This window comes from Nocardioides sp. YR527 (assembly GCF_900101045.1).
GTDB lineage: Bacteria > Actinomycetota > Actinomycetes > Propionibacteriales > Nocardioidaceae > Nocardioides.
In genome coordinates this window covers 210,376-227,457 of sequence record NZ_FNFN01000004.1, presented here as the reverse complement: position 1 = coordinate 227,457, position 17,082 = coordinate 210,376, and the positions used below count along the sequence as shown (strand labels likewise).

The 17,082-nt window shown below is 69.6% G+C and carries 16 protein-coding genes; 3 read left to right on the top strand and 13 right to left on the bottom strand.

Annotation, left to right across the window (positions count from 1 at the left end; translation table 11 throughout):
* Positions 1-117 precede the first annotated feature (117 nt).
* The gene (locus BLT25_RS13725; RefSeq protein WP_091046764.1) at positions 118-1,335 is read left to right on the top strand and encodes a tachylectin-related carbohydrate-binding protein; all 1,218 of its coding nucleotides are present in this window, start codon (positions 118-120) and stop codon (positions 1,333-1,335) included.
* 19 nt (positions 1,336-1,354) lie between these two features.
* Here the strand turns inward: BLT25_RS13725 and BLT25_RS13720 are convergent, their stop codons facing one another.
* Both BLT25_RS13720 and BLT25_RS13715 read right to left on the bottom strand, forming a co-directional pair.
* Positions 1,355-2,728: a pyridine nucleotide-disulfide oxidoreductase gene (locus tag BLT25_RS13720; protein WP_091046762.1), complete on the bottom strand. Its 1,374-nt coding sequence runs from the start codon at positions 2,726-2,728 to the stop codon at positions 1,355-1,357.
* Positions 2,729-2,778: 50 nt separating this feature from the next.
* Complete coding sequence (locus BLT25_RS13715; protein WP_091046760.1) at positions 2,779-3,192, bottom strand: DUF309 domain-containing protein; 414 nt, start codon at positions 3,190-3,192, stop codon at positions 2,779-2,781.
* 82 nt (positions 3,193-3,274) lie between these two features.
* On the opposite strand from BLT25_RS13715, the gene BLT25_RS13710 reads away from it, so the two are divergent.
* On the top strand, positions 3,275-3,820 hold the full coding sequence (locus BLT25_RS13710) for a YciI family protein (protein WP_091046758.1): 546 nt from the start codon (positions 3,275-3,277) through the stop codon (positions 3,818-3,820).
* Between the two features lie 60 nt (positions 3,821-3,880).
* Here the strand turns inward: BLT25_RS13710 and BLT25_RS13705 are convergent, their stop codons facing one another.
* Positions 3,881-4,084: a cold-shock protein gene (locus BLT25_RS13705; protein WP_091046756.1), complete on the bottom strand. Its 204-nt coding sequence runs from the start codon at positions 4,082-4,084 to the stop codon at positions 3,881-3,883.
* Between the two features lie 215 nt (positions 4,085-4,299).
* On the bottom strand, positions 4,300-5,808 hold the full coding sequence (gene putP, locus BLT25_RS13700; protein ID WP_091046753.1) for a sodium/proline symporter PutP: 1,509 nt from the start codon (positions 5,806-5,808) through the stop codon (positions 4,300-4,302).
* Between the two features lie 164 nt (positions 5,809-5,972).
* Here putP and BLT25_RS13695 point away from each other — a divergent pair, with 164 nt between their 5' ends.
* A complete protein-coding gene (locus tag BLT25_RS13695) occupies positions 5,973-7,481 on the top strand; it encodes an aminobutyraldehyde dehydrogenase (RefSeq protein ID WP_091046751.1) in 1,509 nt (502 codons plus the stop codon).
* Positions 7,482-7,511: 30 nt separating this feature from the next.
* Here BLT25_RS13695 and BLT25_RS13690 read toward each other — a convergent pair whose 3' ends face one another.
* The 9 genes from BLT25_RS13690 to BLT25_RS13650 all read right to left on the bottom strand — a co-directional run bounded on the left by BLT25_RS13690 (position 7,512) and on the right by BLT25_RS13650 (position 16,929).
* A complete protein-coding gene (locus BLT25_RS13690) occupies positions 7,512-8,015 on the bottom strand; it encodes a flavin reductase family protein (protein WP_091047611.1) in 504 nt (167 codons plus the stop codon).
* A 17-nt stretch (positions 8,016-8,032) separates the two neighbouring features.
* Positions 8,033-8,785 (bottom strand): alpha/beta hydrolase, encoded by a 753-nt coding sequence (locus tag BLT25_RS13685; RefSeq protein ID WP_091046749.1) that lies wholly within the window; start codon positions 8,783-8,785, stop codon positions 8,033-8,035.
* Between the two features lie 35 nt (positions 8,786-8,820).
* Positions 8,821-9,948: an LLM class flavin-dependent oxidoreductase gene (locus BLT25_RS13680; RefSeq protein ID WP_091046746.1), complete on the bottom strand. Its 1,128-nt coding sequence runs from the start codon at positions 9,946-9,948 to the stop codon at positions 8,821-8,823.
* Between the two features lie 14 nt (positions 9,949-9,962).
* Positions 9,963-11,006, bottom strand: a complete 1,044-nt coding sequence (locus BLT25_RS13675; protein ID WP_091046745.1) for an ABC transporter ATP-binding protein — start codon at positions 11,004-11,006, stop codon at positions 9,963-9,965.
* Positions 11,003-12,058, bottom strand: a complete 1,056-nt coding sequence (locus BLT25_RS13670) for an ABC transporter ATP-binding protein (RefSeq protein WP_091046742.1) — start codon at positions 12,056-12,058, stop codon at positions 11,003-11,005. The genes BLT25_RS13675 and BLT25_RS13670 overlap by 4 nt, the downstream gene beginning before the upstream one ends.
* Complete coding sequence (locus BLT25_RS13665; protein ID WP_091046741.1) at positions 12,045-12,923, bottom strand: ABC transporter permease; 879 nt, start codon at positions 12,921-12,923, stop codon at positions 12,045-12,047. The genes BLT25_RS13670 and BLT25_RS13665 overlap by 14 nt, the downstream gene beginning before the upstream one ends.
* Complete coding sequence (locus BLT25_RS13660) at positions 12,920-13,948, bottom strand: ABC transporter permease (protein ID WP_218131334.1); 1,029 nt, start codon at positions 13,946-13,948, stop codon at positions 12,920-12,922. The genes BLT25_RS13665 and BLT25_RS13660 overlap by 4 nt, the downstream gene beginning before the upstream one ends.
* The gene (locus BLT25_RS13655; protein WP_218131333.1) at positions 13,945-15,516 is read right to left on the bottom strand and encodes an ABC transporter substrate-binding protein; all 1,572 of its coding nucleotides are present in this window, start codon (positions 15,514-15,516) and stop codon (positions 13,945-13,947) included. Before BLT25_RS13655 ends, BLT25_RS13660 begins: the two co-directional genes overlap by 4 nt.
* Before the next feature lie 66 nt (positions 15,517-15,582).
* Positions 15,583-16,929, bottom strand: coding sequence for an NtaA/DmoA family FMN-dependent monooxygenase (locus tag BLT25_RS13650; RefSeq protein ID WP_091046736.1), 1,347 nt, complete (start codon positions 16,927-16,929; stop codon positions 15,583-15,585).
* Between the last annotated feature and the right edge of the window lie 153 nt (positions 16,930-17,082).

Sequence of the window (17,082 nt, the reverse complement as noted above, 5' to 3'; positions counted from 1 at the left end):
CGGCAAGGGTCTTGACCTCGCCGGAGCGACACTTCCTCGATCTGAGCGATGCCGACGAGCGCCGCCACTGACACGCTGACGAACGAGCGAAGGCAGCGGGCGATCGGAGGCCGACCCATGCGACACATCTTCTACACCGGTAACGGCACCGCGCCCCCGGGCGTCGCGCGCCCCCACGTCGGCCGCTTCTTCACGGTCGAGGACGATGGTGCTCTGCGCTACTTCCGATACGACGGGTTCGGCGAGCTGGACCCGACGGGCGCGAACGGCTTCGTGGGAAACGGCTCGGGCAACCAGATCGGCCGAGGCTTCGACCACTTCCTCCACGTCCTGGGCGGCGGCAACGGCATCATCCTCGCGGTCGCGCCGAACGGAGACCTCACCTGGTTCAGGTACACCGGAGCGGGCGAGCACGACCCGTCCGGAACGAACGGCTTCGTGGAGAACAACCCCGCCAACGTGATCGGCAACGGCTTCCACAGCTTCCGCCACCTGTTCGTCTCTCCCCGTGAAGGACAGAACATGGCGACGACCATCTTCGCCGTCGCCGAGAACGGTGATCTGCTCTGGTTCCGGTACGAGGGCCACGGCGAGCACGACCCCACCGGGGTTCGCGGATTCCCCGGACCCAACCAGGGCAACCAGATCGGCAACGGCTTCCTCGGCTTCCGCCGCATCGTGGGCGTCGGCGACGGCGCGTTCATCGCGGTCCGGGACAACGGCGACCTGATCTGGTTCCGTTACACAGGCAACGGTGAACTCGATCCGTCCGGGACGAACGGGTTCGCGGAGAACAACTCGGGCAATCAGATCGGCAACGGCTTCGGCACGGTGCGCCACCTGTTCGGCGGGCTGACCGACCGCCCCGGCCTCGAGGGTCAGGCAGCGCCTGCGCGCGTCTTCTACTTCGTCGACGCGAACGGCGACCTGCGCTGGCTCCGCTACGGCGGCAACGGCGAGCAGGACCCAACCGGGTCGTTGGGATTCGACGGACCCCATCAAGGCAACCAGATCGGCAACGGCTTCTCCGCCAGCAGGATGGACACGACCAACATCCCGCGCGACCCGGTGGATCGCCTGGGATCAGCCATCGAGTCCGCCAACCAGAAGTGGGAGGCGTTGCCGGAGGAGGAACGGCACGAGCCCGAGTCGCTGCCCGCGCCCCAACCGCTGGCAGTCCTGTGCTCGCAGTACAAGGAGTCGGCCGCCCTCATGCACGCCGAGGCCCGCAGCGCCAGCCAGGCCGGGTTCGCTCAGCTCGCGGAGGTCGCCACCGAGCTCGCGCACGAGTACGACGAGTTCGTACGCATCGCCTGTCCCCCACCGGTCGAGTGACCCGAGCCCTCCCGTCGGCTCAGATCGAGCCGGCCAGCTCAGCGAGCCGGGCGAGCGCGGGCTTGGTGTGCCTCGCCAGGCGCTCGCGCGCGTCGTCGAGGGCCGGGGATCCGGGATGTCCGGGCGGGATCCGAGCCGGGTTGAGCGCGACCCCGTCCGACCAGGCCTTGATGTCCGGCTCGGACGAGAACGACATGGCCGCCTGGGTGCCCAGGAGGTTCATCAGCGCCCAGGTCGCCATCGAGTCCGGGAACGGACTCGGCGGGCAGAGCCGGTTCTTCTGGGCGTCGGTGTCGCGGGTGGCCTCGACGTAGCCGGTGACCGCGGCGCCGAAGCAGGGGAAGCCGGCACGGATCGGCTGCAGCGTGATCGCCTCGGGGCGCCAGACCGGGAGCAGGGGCGGATACTTCAGGCCGTCCGCGGCACAGTGCACGACGAGGGCGTCCTCGGCGACGGCGACGGATCCGTCGACGAAGGTGAGGGACCCGCGGTCGACCTGCTGGATGTGGCCGCGGCGTACGACGTTCTCGACCGTACGCAGCTTCTCGAGCTCCCACGTCGCCAGCGTCGGCGCCTTGGCCATCGTCGGCATGACCGACCGGTCGATGCGGAGCATGATGCCGGCGTCCTCGAGCCCGAGGAACAGGTCCTCGGGCGAGGTCGACTTCTCGGCGACCTGCATGGTGTCGGCGGCCATGCCGAGGAAGATCGCGGGATCCGGCTGGATGAGGGCACGGTTGAGCATCCACGGGTCACGTGGCCGCACCCAGCAGATCGCGTCGGGGTCGACGCCATGCGCCAGCAGCCAGATGCACGCGTCGGTCGCGGTCTTGCCGGAGCCGACGACGACATACTGGCTCGGCGTCTCCTCGAGCCGAGCGAGATCGTTGACCGGCAGCACACGGGCGCCGTCGGCGACCCCGAACGGCGTCGGCTTCTCGGCCGGGATGCTGGGGGCCAGGTAGCGGGCATCGACGATCCGGGCGCCGGGCATCTCGAGCCGCTCGCCGGAGATGCGCGAGACGACGGTGCCGTCACCGACGTAGTCGCTGTTGGAGAAGAACTCGACGTTGCCCGACTCCACCATCCGCTCGAGGATCCGCGCGTAGTAGGCGCAGATCTCCGGCTGGTTGGCCCGCTCCTGAAGGCCCTCCTCGGGTCCGCGCTGCTGCAGCTGCCCGCCACCGAGCAGGGTCGAGGCGACGCCGTAGAAGGCGGAGGCCTGATGCAGACGGACGAACGGGTACGCCTCCAGCCAGTGCCCGCTGACACCGTGGCGCCGGTCGACCAGCGCCACCCGCACGTCGGCGTGGTCGATCAGAGCGTCCGTGAACGCCATCCCCATGGCGCCGGCACCCACCACGAGATAGTCGACCTCGACCGTGCGGCTCATATCTCCACCCAAGCACGGCGCCGAGGTTCAGGGTCAATAGGCAGATGGAGCTATACCCGGTCTCGGGCACACGCGACGAGCGCTCCGAGGTCGAGCCCGTACGTCGGGCCATCGCCCCGCTCGTACGTCTCCAGCCGCCGCGCCGCCCGCTCGATCAGTCGCGCGGCACCGACGGCGTTGCCGCGCTCGTGATGGGTCAGGCCGACGCACAGCTGGGCGAGGCCCTGCCACAGCTCGCGCTCCTCCTCCGGGCACGACTTCCACCGGACCTCGAGGGCCTCGTGGGCGGCGAAGGGGCGCCCCTCGTCCAGCAGCCTGCGGGCGTACGCCAGGGTCTCCGCCGGCGGGAGCGGCTCCTCGGAGATGGGCCCGACACCGACCTCGCCGTACGGCAGCGGGCGGCCGAGCGCGTCGCGGGGTCGTGCCTGCTGTGCCCGTCCCTGCTCGTTCCGGTCGCGATCCATGTCAGCCCTCCTCGGCTCCCACCCTACGGACCCGCCGAGATATCCGATTGCGCGGGACGGCGGGGCCGGTGAGTCTCAGCCCATGGAGTTCTTCTGCTACCACCGCGACCGCCCGGGGTCGACACCGTTGCGCACCCAGATGGTGGAGGAGCATTGGAGCTACATGGACCGGTTCGCGGCGACGATGATCGCCCGAGGACCGACGTTCACCGACGACGAGACCCTGACCGGGAGCGTGCACATCCTCGACCTTCCCGACACCACCGCGGCTCGCGCGTTCGCCTTCGAGGAACCCGGCTACCAGGCCGGCGCCTACCGCGACGTGCTGCTGCGGCGGTGGCGCAACACGCTCGGTCGCACCATGTGGGACTTCGGCGACAGCCGGCCGGACGACACCCGCTACCTCGTCCTCGGCTTCTGCGAACCGACGACGGACGACATCGATCTGCCCGACGGCGAGGAGCTGATCGCCTGCGGACCGCTCCTGTCCGACGACGGAGCCGTGGTGGTCGGAGCGGCAGTGCTGCTCGCGGCCGCTTCGGCGGACGACGCACACAGAGCCCTCTCCCCCGCTCGCTTCACGACGATCGAGGTCCACCAGTGGGACTTCGGCGGGCGCCCCGCATAAGCGGCCCCACACGCACGAAGTGCCCCGACCGCAGCTGCGGTCGGGGCACTTCGTGGTCAATCAGGAGACGCGGACGTTCTCAGCCTGCGGGCCCTTGGGGCCGGCGGTGACGTCGAACTCGACCTTCTGGTTCTCGTCGAGCGACTTGTAGCCGTTGCCCTGGATGGCGGAGAAGTGAACGAACACGTCCTCACCGCCGCCGTCCTGCGCGATGAAGCCGAAGCCCTTGTCAGCGTTGAACCACTTGACGGTTCCCTGAGCCATGATCTTTTCCTCTGTTCGGTGCTAGGGACACCGTGCCCCTAGCCGCTGAAGACATCCATCTGTGCTGATGTCCAGCGAACCGAAAACCAGATAAGAGATACAAGCCGCAACGTGGTGTGCGGCCAGGACGGCTTACAGAGCCGTCCCTTCAACGAGACCAACCTTAAGCCATCGGGCCCGGGATCATGGTTTCCCGAGATCCCGGGTCCGTCGGATCAGACCCGCGCCGGCTCCTCGCGCGATCCGGCAGGGTCCAGCAGCCGGATCGCCTCGTCGAACTCGGCCTCGATGTCCGGGTTCTCCTTGTAGGTGGCGAGGCTGACCACCACCGCGACGATCGCGTTCAGAGCGAAGCCCGGCACGATCTCGTACATCTGCGAGCTGAGCGCGTCGATGTTGCCCCACACCACGACGGTGACGGCACCGACGACCAGACCAGCCAGCGCGCCGGCCGCGGTGAGCTTCCGCCACCACAGCGCCAGCAGGATGATCGGGCCGAAGGAGGCACCGAAGCCGGCCCAGGCGTACGCGACCAGGTCGAGCACCGTGCCGCTCTTCGGCCACGCCAGGACGGCAGCCACGATCGCGATCCCGAGCACCGCGAGCCGGCCGAACAGGACCAGCTGGCGGTCGGAGGCGTCGTTCTTGAAGACCGCCTTGTAGAGGTCCTCGACCAGCGCCGAGGAGGTCACCAGGAGCTGGGAGGAGATGGTGCTCATGATCGCGGCGAGCACCGCGGCCAGCATGATGCCCGCCACCAGCGGGTGGAAGAAGATCTGGCCCAGGACGATGAAGACCGCCTCCGGGTCGTCGAGCTTCTCGCCGGGGTTCTGCTGGTAGTAGGCGATGCCGACCAGGGCGGTGCCGACCGCGCCGAAGAGGCTCAGCAGCATCCAGCCGATGCCGATCCGCCGCGCGGAGGCGGCCTCCCCCGCCGTACGCAGGGCCATGAACCGGACGATGATGTGCGGCTGGCCGAAGTAGCCCAGGCCCCACGCGACCGCCGAGATGACGCCGAGGGCGGTGGCGCCCTCGGTCATGCTCAGCCGCGAGGGGTCGACGGCGCGGATGCTGTCCAGGGTCTCGGCGGGGCCACCGGTCACGAAGACACCCACGACGGGCACCAGTACCAGCGCGAGCAGCATGATCGCACCCTGCACGAAGTCGGTGTAGGAGACCGCGAGGAAGCCGCCGAAGAGCGTGTACGCCACCACGACCCCGGCGACCACGAGCATGCCGGTGTGGAAGTCCGTGCCGAAGGAGCTCTCGAAGAAGACGCCGCCGGCGACCATGCCCGAGGAGACGTAGAAGGTGAAGAACACCAGGATGACGGCCCCGGAGGCCATCCGCAGCAGCCGCGAGGTGTCCTTGAGCCGGTTCTCCAGGAAGCTGGGCACGGTGATCGAGTCGCCCGAGACCTCGGTGTAGGTCCGCAGTCGCGGCGCCACGACCTTCCAGTTGAGCCAGGCGCCGACGGTCAGACCGACAGCGATCCAGCCCTCCATCAGCCCGGTCGCGTAGATCGCGCCGGGCAGGCCCATGAGCAACCACCCCGACATGTCGGAGGCACCCGCGCTCAACGCACTCACCATCGGGCCGAGATCGCGCCCGCCCAGCATGTAGTCGTCGAGGTTCGAGGTGCGCCGGTACGCCCAGGCGCCGATGCCGAGCATGGCGACCATATAGGCCACCAACGCCAGCATTTGATAGGTCAGGTCTGACATCGAGAGAACTCCAAGATCGGGGAAATGCCGCCGCAGAACCTAACCCGTAGACCGCGTTTGCCTGCGATCGCCGCCCGCTCGGAGGTTGGACACCCGATTGTGTGATCTGTGATCACAATCTACGGTGTGATCAGCCCCACTCTTCCGACGACGAAAGCGATCCGATGACCCTGACCGACCTGAAGCCCGCCACCGTCCAGCGCGCCACCGGCGACAGCCTGCTCACTCCCGCAGATCTCCCGCCGGCCGGACACTTCATCGACGGCTCGTTCGTGACGTCGGAGGCGGCCGACACGACCGAGGTCGTGGACCCCTCGACCGAGCGTGTCATCACCCAGGTGGCGAACGGCACCGCGGACGACGTAGACCGCGCGGTGACCGCCGCGCGGGCCGCCCAGCCGGCGTGGGGTGCGCTCCTGCCCAAGGCCCGCTCGGAGCTGCTCCACCGGGTCGCCGACCGGATCGCCGAGCACGCCGAGGTCCTCGTACGCCTCGAGTCCGCCAACACCGGCAAGCCACTCTCGGTCGCCCAGGACGACGTCGACGGCACCGTCGACACCTTCCGCTTCATGGCGGGCGCGCTGCGGGCGACGACGTCGATGGCCGCCGGAGAGTACGCCGAGGACCACCTCTCCCTGATCCTGCGCGAGCCGCTCGGTGTGGTCGGGGTGGTGACGCCGTGGAACTACCCGCTGCTCATGGCGGCCTGGAAGATCGCCCCGATCCTGGCCGCGGGCAACACGCTGGTCATCAAGCCCTCGGAGCAGACCCCGCTGTCCACGCTGAAGCTCGCCGAACTGCTGGCCGACATCGTCCCCGCAGGCGTCCTCAACGTCGTCACCGGCCTCGGCCCCGTCGTCGGAGCCGGCCTGACCGCCCACCCGGAGGTCGACATGGTCGCCCTGACCGGATCGGTCAACAGCGGACGCGCGGTGGCACGCGGGGCGGCCGAGAGCCTCAAGCGCGTACACCTCGAACTCGGCGGCAAGGCACCCGTCGTCGTCTTCGCCGACGCCAACCTGAAGGCGACCGCCGAGGCGCTGCGCGTCGCCGGCTTCTACAACTCCGGACAGGAGTGCGGCGCGGCGTGCCGGGTCCTGGTCGAGGAGTCGGTCGCCGACGAGTTCGTCGCCCTCTTCACCGCGCAGGTGCAGCAGATCGTCGTCGGCCAGCCCGGCGCGGGCGACGACGTCGAGGTCGGTCCGCTGGTCTCCAGGGCGCACTACGACCGGGTCACCGGCTTCCTCTCGCGTGCCGCGGAAGCCGGTGTCCGCGCCACCGTGGGCGGCGCCGCCCTCGAAGGGACCGGCTACTTCATCGCCCCGACGGTCCTCGTCGACGTACCGGAGGGTGCCGAATGCGCCCGGGACGAGATCTTCGGGCCCGTCGTGACCGTCGAGACCTTCTCCACCGAGGACGAGGCGATCCGCCGCGCGAACGACACCCCGCTCGGCCTCTCCGCCTCCGTCTGGACCGAGAGCGGCCGCCGCGGCCACGACGTCGTCCGCAGGCTCGACGCCGGAACGGTGTGGGTCAACGCCCACCTCGTCCTCGCCAACGAGGTCCCCTGGGGCGGCTTCAAGGGGTCCGGCTACGGCCGCGACCTCTCCCTCTACGCCCTCGACGACTACTCCCGCACCAAGCACGTCATGCACAACCACGCCCGCTCCTGACACCGGCCGCGGCCGGCATTGCACCCCGGATCAGGCGGTGTCTGCGAGTCTCCCGAAGCCGCTGCGGTGAAAGATGAGGGGGTTGCCGGTGCCGGGGTCGGTGACGGCGTGCAGCTGCAGGAGCACGATGATGTGGTCACCTGCCTCGACCTCGCGGTAGACGGTGCAGTCGAACTGCGCGACCCCCTCGTCCAGGCCGACCGCGCCGTTCTCGGAGATGCTCACGGCGATCCCGTCGAAGCGGTGATCGACCGGCCCGGCGAGCTGACGGCAGACCTCGTCGTGATGGTCGGCGAGCACGCTGACCCCCAGGTGCGAGGAGCGACGCAGGTCGGGCCAGGTCTTCGATGTCGTGGCGACCGAGAACGAGACCAGCGGCGGATCGAGACTCACGCTGGTGAACGAGCTGGCGGCCAGGCCCGTCAGCGCTCCGTCGACCTCGGCGGCGACGGCGACCACCCCGGTGGGGAAGACGCCGAACGCCTGACGAAGGGCGGCAGGGTCCAGGTCCTGGTTCGTCCGCAGGGTCGTCATGACGCCTTCCGGCGTGGTCACGGTGCGTCCGATCGGGTCGGTTCGTCGGCCGCGTAGACGATGGCGGGCAGGTCGCTGCCGAGCTTGAGGGACTCGAGGAAGAGGATGATCGTGGCAGCGACCGACCGGTGCGAGAGGTCGTTGAGGATGTCGTGGCGCCCACCGGCGACGAGACGGCGGCGCACGCCGGGCGCGTCGGCGTACGCCTTGGTGACCTGCTCGACCGGAGTGACCGGATCCGCATCACCGTGCACGACCAGCACCGGCTTGTCGGGGACCGGGAGGGTCAGGTCGGACCATTCGCCACCGAGGCCGCTGGACAAGGTCCCTCGGCCGAAGGCCCTGTCTTGTCCGATCACCTGGCGGTGTACGGGACATGCGCTCCTGGCGTCGATCTCCTCCTCCCAGCCATCGATGGCGGCGGACTCGGGCAGCACGATGCCGGCGATGACCGCGGCATCGGCGGCAACCTGGTCGACCAGCGTCGCGGCGAGGGTGGCACCCGTGTCGCTGCCGACCAGGACCTTCGGTGCGGGCAGGGCCGCATCGGCCAGGTGCTGTTCGATCTCGGCGCGCGCCGCGGTCACGTCGTCCAGGTCGGCCTCGACGAGACGTACCTTGTAGGCGTCCGCGGAGATCCGCCTGCCGAAGCGCTGGTAGGTGGCCGCGGTCTCACCGCGTCCGGTCAGCAGGATCAGGGTGCCGCGTGGCGTACCGCCGGGCGGCTCGTCCCAGCCGCTCGCCGTGCTCGCCTCGGAGGTGATGGTCATGTGTGCTCCAATCGGTGGTACGGGTCGGACTCGGATCAGACCGCGACGCTCGGCCGGGCCGCGGCGCGGTGGGCGAGTTCCTGGCGGACCAGCGGGAGCAGGTCGCGGCCGTAGTCGATGGCGTCCTGGAGCGGGTCGTAGCCGCGGATGAGGACGGTGTTGACCCCGATCTCGACGTAGTCGAGGATCGCGGCGGCCACGGTCTCCGGTGAGCCCACCAGGGCGGTGGAGTTGCCGCCGCCACCGACCGCTGTGGTGGTGGGGGTCCACAGGCAGCGGTCGTGCAGGTCGCCTGTTTCGGCGACGGCGAGCAGGCGCTGGGACCCGGCGTTCTCCGGGGCCGAACCCTGGGGGTGAAGTTTGTTGACCTTCTGCTTGAACTGGGCGCCGACCTCGCCGTTGATCGTGTCGAGGATGCGGTGAGCGCGCTCCCAGGCCTCCTCGTCGGTCCTGCCGAGGATCGGCCGGAAGGAGACCGAGACCCTGGGGCGCTGCGTACGTCCGGCGGCGGTGGCCCTCTCGGTGATGGTGGCGATCTGCTCGCCGGTCTGCTTCAGCGGCTCGCCCCAGAGCATGTAGGTGTCGGCGTGCTTGGCCCCGACGCCGTACGCCGCGGGTGAGCTGCCTCCGAAGAAGAGCTCGAGGTGGCGGTCGGCGTAGGGGAAGACCTGCGGGGTGAATCCCTCGAAGCGGTAGTAGGTGCCGTCGAAGTCCCGTGGACCCTGGGTGTCCCAGGAGGCCCGCAGGATCTGGAGGTACTCGTCGGTGCGGGCGTACCGCTCGTCGTGGGGAACGTAGTCGCCCTCGCGCCGCTGCTCGACATTGCTGCTCCCGGTCACGATGTTGAGCGCCACCCTGCCCTGGGTGAACTGGTCCAGCGTGGTGAAGGTGCGCGAGGCGAGGGTGGGGTGGACGACCCCGGGCCGGTGGGCGATGAGCAGGCCCAGGCGCTCGGTGTGAGCGGCCGCGTACGCGGCCACCTGGGTCCCCTCGGACCAGCCGGAGCCATAGCCGATGAGTACGCGGTCGAAGCCGCCGTCCTCGTGTGCCTTGGCGAAGCGGGCGGTGTAGTCGGGGTCGATGACGGTCCCGTCGGACGGGCGGATCTCGGAGGCGTCGGCGGTGCCGATCATGCCGAGGATCTCGACGTCGTCGTAGGTCATGCTCGGTCCTTTCGTCAGCCGGCAGCTGCCGGTTGGTCTGCGGCGGTGGAGGTGGAGGTGGTTGCGATCTGGCTGGGCCATGTGGTGGCGGCGTGGCAGGCGGCGGTGCGGTCGGCGGTGCCGGGAAGCGGCGTCGTGAGCGGCTGCTGGTGGCAGGCCTCGTGCGCGAACCGGCATCGGGCCAGGAACACGCAGCTGTCAGGACCGCCCTTCGGCGGCTCGGCGCCCTGTTCGAGGCGGAGATCGGCCGGCCGGAGCCGGTCCTCGTGGGCGACCGAGGGAGCGGACGCGGTCAGCAGCCCGGTGTAGGGGTGCGCCGGCCTGGTCAGGACCTCCTCGACCGGTCCGCTCTCGACCAGACGGCTGCGGTAGAACACCGCGATCCGGTCCGCGACGCCGGCCAGCGAGGACAGGTCGTGAGCGATGATCACGACCGCGAGGCCGAGCTCGCGGCGAAGCCGGTCGAGCAGGCTGAGGACGAGGTTCCGGTTGGAGACGTCCAGGGCACTGACCGGTTCGTCGCAGAAGAGCAGCTGGGGGCGGGTGACGATCGCGCGGGCGAGCGCGATGCGTTGCCGCTGGCCGCCGGAGAGCTGGCGTGGGAGCCGGTCGTGGATGGTGCTCGGGTCGAGGCCGACGAGCCCGATGGCCTCCTCGACCCTGACGCGCTGCTCGCTGCGGGGCACCCCGGCGATCGCGAGCGGCTCGGAGACGAGCTGGCCGACGGTGAGATCGGGGTCGAGAGAACGCAGCGGGTCCTGGAAGACGAGCTGGACCTGCCCACGTCGGCGGAACCCACGCAGCGCGGATCCTTGGAGGCCGCCGATGTCGACACCGTCGAACGTGATGGTGCCGGTGGCGGGGGTGACCAGGCCGACCGTGGCTCTGGCCAGGGTGGTCTTGCCGGATCCGGTCTCCCCCACGATCCCGAGGATCTCGCCGGCGCGTACGTCGAGACTGACCTCGCGCAGCGCGGCCCCGGTGCCGAGTCCGGTGCCTCGACGTGGGAGCGCGTAGCTGACCGAGAGGTCGGTGATGCGCAGCAGCGGTGTGCTCATGCGGTGGCCTCGATCCGGTCCTGGACGAGAACGGCACCGGGCTCGGTGTCCAGCTCGTCGAGACGTACGCAGCGAGCGCTGCGCCCCGGGCCGATCTCGGTCGTCACGACCGGGGCGCTGACGCACGCCTGGGTGGCGTAGCGGCAACGCGGCGCGAACCGGCAGCCGGGCATCTCCTCCCCCGCCGAGGGCGGCTGGCCGGGGATGACGTCGAGGGTGCGGCGCGTCCAGTCCCCGATGGTGGCGACCGCGAGCAGCGCACGGGTGTAGGGGTGCCGCGGGTCGGTGAGCACCTGCTCGGTCGGGCCGGACTCGACGATCTCGCCGCCGTACATGACCAGGATCCGGTCGCAGGTCTCGGCGACCACGGCGAGGTCGTGCGTGACCAGCAGCAGGGAGAGCTCGTGATCGCGACGCAGCCGGGCGACGAGCTCGAGGATCTCGGCCTGGATCACGACGTCGAGGGCGGTCGTGGCCTCATCGGCGATGAGCAGCTCGGGCTCGCAGGAGATCGCGATGGCGATCAGGACGCGTTGGAGCATGCCGCCCGAGAGCTGGTGGGGGTAGAGCTGGAAGACGCCGGCGGGATCGTGGAGACCGACCTCCGTGAACAGGCCGACCGCTCGCTCACGGGCCTCGGTCCTGCCGAGACCTCCGCGTACGCGGAGCTGCTCGACGAGCTGGCGGCCGACGGTGATGCCGGGATTGAGGTAGGAGCCGGGGTCCTGGAAGACGGCGCCGATCCGGGACCCGCGGACGCGGTCCCAGACGGTGCGCCCTGCCGCGATGAGGTCGACACGGTCATCGCTCTCACCGAGCACGATGGACCCGCGGTCGACCTCGCCGGTCTCCGGCAGCAGCCCGAGGACGGCTCGGCAGGTGAGGGTCTTGCCGCTACCTGACTCACCGACCAGGCCGACGGCCTCGCCACGGCGGAGCTGGAAGGAGACGCCACTCACGGCGACGAGATGGTCACCGACGCTGACGTGCAGGTCCTCGACCTCGAGGGTGCGGGGGCTGGCGGCGTACGCGTCGTGCTCAGGCTGCGACATCGATGGTCTCCTTCCGGTGGAGCCTGGCGACAAGGCCGGGCCGGCGGCGGCGCGGGGATCCGGCGTCGCGGATGCCGTCGGCCAGGATGTTGAGGGAGCCGACGGTCGCCATCATGAGCAGCGCCGGGAAGATCGGAGCCCAGCTCTGCTGGGCGAGGTAGCCGAGGTCGGCCGAGAGCATCCCGCCCCAGGTCGGCGTAGGTGGCTGCACTCCGATCCCGAGGAACGAGAGCGACGCGACCACGAGCAGGCTGGCGCCGGTGGCCTGCGCCGCGGCCACGGCGACGTTGGGAAGCACCTTGCTCCAGATGTGCTTGCGCAGGGTCCACCACTGGGTGGCGCCCATCAGCTCGGCCGCCTCGACGTACTGCGTCCTTCTCAGACCGAGCGCCACCGCCCGGGTGACCCTGAAGAACATCGGGCTGATCAGCACCCCGACCGCGACCATGGCCTGCTGCAGGCCGTTGCCGATGGTGCCGGCGACGGCGATCGCGAAGACGGTGAACGGCAGGATGATCAGGGTGTCGGCGATCCGCAGCGAGACCCACTCGCCGATCCGGCCCATCCATGCCGAGGCCAGCCCGGACGGGACGCCCAGGACCGCGGCGATCACCACCGCTTCCAGGGCTCCGACCACGGAGAGCCGGGTCCCGGCGAGGAGCCGGGAGAGGACGTCGCGACCGACGTAGTCGGTGCCGAGCAGGTGCTTGGCCGACGGTCCTTGGAGGACCTCGTCGCTGAACTGCCGCAGTGGGTCGTACGGAGCGACGGCACCACCGAAGACGACCAGGAACGCGATCACGCTCAGGATGGCGAAGGCGAAGCGGCTGGCGGGCTGCGCCCACAGAGCCTTCAGGGTCCTCATCCGAGACCACCCTTCGCCGGCTCACGGCGGGAGGCCGGGTCGAGAGCGGTCTGGGCGACGTTGACGACCAGGCTCGCCAGGACCACCACGACGGCGGTGACCAGGAGAGTGCCGAGAACGACCGGGACGTCCCCCTTCTCCGAGGCCTGCAACGCCAGCTGGGCGATCCCCGGCAGCCCGAAGAGCTTCTCGGTCATCACGGCGCCGCCGATGACCAGCGGGATCGCGAGGCCGATGACGGCCAGGGCGGGAGCAGCGGCGTTGCGGAGAACGTGGCCGAAGAGGACTCGCCTGCGGCTGAAGCCGCGCATCTGCGCACCGATCGCGTAGTTCTCCCGCAGCGCACCGACCAGCGAGGTACGCAGCTGCCGGGCGATCGAGGCGGCCACGTCGAGACTGAGCGCGAAGGAGGGAAGAATGGCGAAGCGCAGCCATTCGGCGGGGTCCTCCTGGATCGGGACGTACCCGCCGGCCGGGAGCAGGTCGGCCTTCACCGCGAAGACCACGATCAGAGCCATCCCGATCACGAACGGCGGCAAGGTGCCGAGCAGCGAGCAGACGATGGTGACCGTCCGGTCGAAGATGCCGCCGTTGCTCAAGGCCGCGCCGATCCCGGCGGCTCCTCCGATCAGGATCGCCAGCACGATCGCGAGCAGCGCGATGGACAGGTCGACGGGGAGCGCCTGGGCGATGCTGTCGGAGACCGGGACGGTGGTGAACCAGGAGACCCCGAGATCACCTCGCACCGCGGAGCCGAGCCAGTCGGCATACTGGACCACGAGCGGCCGGTCCAGACCGAACTGGCGGTCGAGCCTGGCGATGTCGGCCTCGGTCGCGGTCTCACCGAGCACCGCGGCAGCCGGGTTGGTCTTCGCCATCGCCCCGAGCGCGAAGGTGATGACCGAGGCCAGCAGCAGAACCGCCGCGGTGATCGCCACCAGGTTGAGGATCCGCCGCACCCAGCTTCCGACGGCATCGGCCGACGGCCGTGCCACGACCGGATTCGTGGCCTGAGCCACGCTCACGAGGTCGTCACTCCCTCGAACCGCTGCAGGCTGGGCGAGGCGGGCAGCTCGGAGACCTTCTTGCGGACGATGATCCGCGGAGCGTTGTAGAGGAAGGTGTTGGGGAAGCTGGTGATCGCGATCTTCGTCGCCTCCTGCAGGATCGCCGGGTAGGCGGGGTCGTCGGTCGGCGTCGCCCGGACCTTCTTGAGCTGCGCCTCCAGGGCGGGGTCGGTGCGGCGGCCGGGGTTCATCAGCCCTTCCTTGCCGAAGAGGACCTGGAACGCCTGCACCGGCGACTCGCGACCGGCGAAGCCGTCGTAGGTGAGCGCCTGGGAGTGCTCGATGTAGACCAGCTGGGTGTGCTGGGTCGCCGGGATCGACTTGATCGTGAGCTCGATCCCGACCTCCTTGAGCTGGGCCTGGATGAGCTCGACGGCGGCCACGGGCTGTGCGCTGGTGAACTCGCCCTTGACGGTGCCGGTGTGGCCGGCCTCGGCGAGGACCTGCTTGGCCTTCTCCGGGTCGTAGTCGTAGATGCCCTCGAGCTCGGGGTTGTAGCCGACGTACCCCTTCGGGAAGGGCTGGTAGTTGACGTCACCGATGTCGAAGTTGGCGACCTTCTTGATCTTCTCGCGGTCGATGCCGTACTTGAGCGCCTCGACGACGGCGGGGTCGTCGAAGGGCTTCATCCCGGCATGAACGTCGAGGCACGAGACGAACATCGAGTCGAGGATCTGGACGTCGAGGCCGGCCTGCTCGGCCTGCTCGACCTGGGCACCGGAGATGCGGGCGACGTTGTACTGGCCGGACTGGACCGAGGCGACGGCGGTGGCCGGGTCGGGCTGGGGGTAGAGGTGGAACTCGTCGACCTGGATGTCCTCGGCGAGCTGGAAGTGCGAGTTCTTCACCAGCTCGGCGTGGTCGTTCTCGACGAAGGTGGTCAGGCTGAACGGACCCGACCCGGCCGGTGCGGTGGCCAAGGACGCGGGGTCCTTCTCGAAGGCGGCCGGGTTGACGACCATCCCGGTCTTGCCCGCGAACAGCGCGGGGATCTGGTAGTCGACCTCGGCCAGGTCGAGCACGACGTCGAGGTCGCCGGAGGCGGTCACCGTGGTGATCCCGATCATCTGCGGTGCGATCAGCGACCCGTCCGCGGTCCGGCCGCGCTCGATCGACTTGGCCACCGCGGTGGCGTCCAGCGGGGTGCCGTCGCTGAACCTCAGGTCCTTCTTCAGCGTGAAGGTCACCTGGGTGCCGGCTGGGTCGTACGTCCACTTCTCGGCCAGCCACGGCACCGGGTTCCCCTTCTCGTCCAACCCGGTGATGCCTTCGTAGACGAGAGCCAGCATCTGTACGTCGGAGCCGGCCGAGGAGGTCACCGGGTCCCAGGTGGTGGGCAGCTGCCAGGCCCAGGTGATCCGGCCGCCGGCGGCGCTGGCACCGCTCTCGGACCCGCAGGCCGCCAGCGCGAAGGCGGCCGCGGCGCCGAGGCTGATCCCGAGCAGGCCCCGCCGGGTCATGGCCACAGCGGGGGTCGGGGACGATGCGGTCGGGTTGTCGGTCCGGGTGAGTGCCTTGTTGGCCATGGGGTGATCGATCTTCCTGTGTGTCTGACGGTCAGGTACGTGTCGTGGCGCCCGAGCGCGTCGGGGTCAGCTCGGCTGAGCGCGGCGAGCGACCGTGTGGCGGTTCTCCGGGATCGGCAGGCCGAGATTCCCGCGCAGGGTGGTGGCTTCGTACTCGCGACGGAAGACGCCCCGCTCGGTGAGGATCGGGATGACCTCCTCCACGATCCGCCGGAAGTTGGCGGGGTGATCGACGCCGATGTTGAAGCCGTCGCAGGCTCGCGCCTCCCACCACTCCTGCAGCTTCGTGGCGACGGTCGCGGGGCTGCCGACGAACTCGGACTTGCGGAAGACCCGGGCGGCCTCCACGGTCTGCCGAAGCGTCCAACCGTTCGCGACCGCACGCTCGGTGATCCTCGTGGCCTGGGTGAAGAAGGACCGCTCGCCGTGCGCGAGCGCCTGGGCCGGGAACGGCGCGTCGAGGTCGTACTGGCCGAAGTCGTGCCACCCGAAGGGCCGGCCGAACTCGGCCAGCGCCTCCTCGAAGCCGTGGTCACGCTCGTGGTTCGCGGCCTCGATCTCCCGGGCCTCCTCGTCGGTGTCGCCGACGACCACCTTCACGCCCGGCATGATCACCAGCTCCTCCGGATCGCGGCCGAAGCTCTTCGCCCGCGTCTTGAGGTCGTCGTAGAAGGCCTTCCCGCTGGGGACGTCGGGGGCGTGGGTGAAGATCCCCTCCCCCACCGAGGCGCCCAGGTTGCGTCCTTGGTCGGAGTCGCCGGCCTGGAAGATGACCGGATGACCCTGCGGGCTGCGCTGCAGGTTGAGCGGGCCGGCGACGTCGAAGTAGGTGCCCTCGTGGTTGAGGGCGTGCTGCCTGGCCGGGTCCAGGAAGGTCGCGGTCTCACGGTCGCGTACGAACGCGTCGTCCTCGTAGGAGTCCCACAGTGCCCGGGCGAGCTCGACGTACTCCTGGGCGCGGCCGTACCGGGTGTCGTAGTCGTAGTGCTCCTCGAGCCCGTAGTTGGTCGCGGTGCCGGCGTCACCGGTGGTGACCACGTTCCAGCCGGCGCGACCGTGGCTGATCAGGTCGAGGGACCCGAAGCGGCGCACGAGGTTGAACGGGCTGTTGAAGCTCGTGGTCGCGGTGCCGACCATGCCGAGGTGGCTGGTGTGGGTGGCGACGGCGGAGAGCAGGGTGAGAGGTTCGAGCCGGTTGAGGTAGTGGGGCGGGCTGTGCGGGGTGATGAACTGGCTGTCCACGATGAACATCAAGTCGAAGCGGCCCTGCTCCGCGAGCTTCGCGGTCTGGATGAACCAGTCGATGTTGACACTCGCGTCACCGGGGATCTCCGGGTCGAGCCAGAGCCGGTGCTGGCCCGGACCGCCGGTGCCGTACGGAACGGCGCCGAGCTTGATCGTCCGTCGCGACATGCTGCCTCCCTGATGGTCGACCGCGGCCTGATGCCGGCCACGGCAGCCCTCCGTTTCAGAGAGCCTTATGTCTATGAGTTTGATAGACAAAACGTGCTCGGTCCAACGACGTTCCACGATGTTGAACCATCACGAACGCTCATCAATTGTGTA

Excerpts from the sequence above, each read along its gene's own strand:
- BLT25_RS13725 (WP_091046764.1), top strand. The coding sequence starts at position 118 with ATGCGACACATCTTCTACACCGGTAACGGCACCGCGCCCCCGGGCGTC.
- BLT25_RS13720 (WP_091046762.1), bottom strand. The coding sequence starts at position 2,728 with ATGAGCCGCACGGTCGAGGTCGACTATCTCGTGGTGGGTGCCGGCGCC.
- BLT25_RS13715 (WP_091046760.1), bottom strand. The coding sequence starts at position 3,192 with ATGGATCGCGACCGGAACGAGCAGGGACGGGCACAGCAGGCACGACCC.
- BLT25_RS13710 (WP_091046758.1), top strand. The coding sequence starts at position 3,275 with ATGGAGTTCTTCTGCTACCACCGCGACCGCCCGGGGTCGACACCGTTG.
- BLT25_RS13705 (WP_091046756.1), bottom strand. The coding sequence starts at position 4,084 with ATGGCTCAGGGAACCGTCAAGTGGTTCAACGCTGACAAGGGCTTCGGC.
- putP (WP_091046753.1), bottom strand. The coding sequence starts at position 5,808 with ATGTCAGACCTGACCTATCAAATGCTGGCGTTGGTGGCCTATATGGTC.
- BLT25_RS13695 (WP_091046751.1), top strand. The coding sequence starts at position 5,973 with ATGACCCTGACCGACCTGAAGCCCGCCACCGTCCAGCGCGCCACCGGC.
- BLT25_RS13690 (WP_091047611.1), bottom strand. The coding sequence starts at position 8,015 with ATGACGACCCTGCGGACGAACCAGGACCTGGACCCTGCCGCCCTTCGT.
- BLT25_RS13685 (WP_091046749.1), bottom strand. The coding sequence starts at position 8,785 with ATGACCATCACCTCCGAGGCGAGCACGGCGAGCGGCTGGGACGAGCCG.
- BLT25_RS13680 (WP_091046746.1), bottom strand. The coding sequence starts at position 9,948 with ATGACCTACGACGACGTCGAGATCCTCGGCATGATCGGCACCGCCGAC.
- BLT25_RS13675 (WP_091046745.1), bottom strand. The coding sequence starts at position 11,006 with ATGAGCACACCGCTGCTGCGCATCACCGACCTCTCGGTCAGCTACGCG.
- BLT25_RS13670 (WP_091046742.1), bottom strand. The coding sequence starts at position 12,058 with ATGTCGCAGCCTGAGCACGACGCGTACGCCGCCAGCCCCCGCACCCTC.
- BLT25_RS13665 (WP_091046741.1), bottom strand. The coding sequence starts at position 12,923 with ATGAGGACCCTGAAGGCTCTGTGGGCGCAGCCCGCCAGCCGCTTCGCC.
- BLT25_RS13655 (WP_218131333.1), bottom strand. The coding sequence starts at position 15,516 with ATGGCCAACAAGGCACTCACCCGGACCGACAACCCGACCGCATCGTCC.
- BLT25_RS13650 (WP_091046736.1), bottom strand. The coding sequence starts at position 16,929 with ATGTCGCGACGGACGATCAAGCTCGGCGCCGTTCCGTACGGCACCGGC.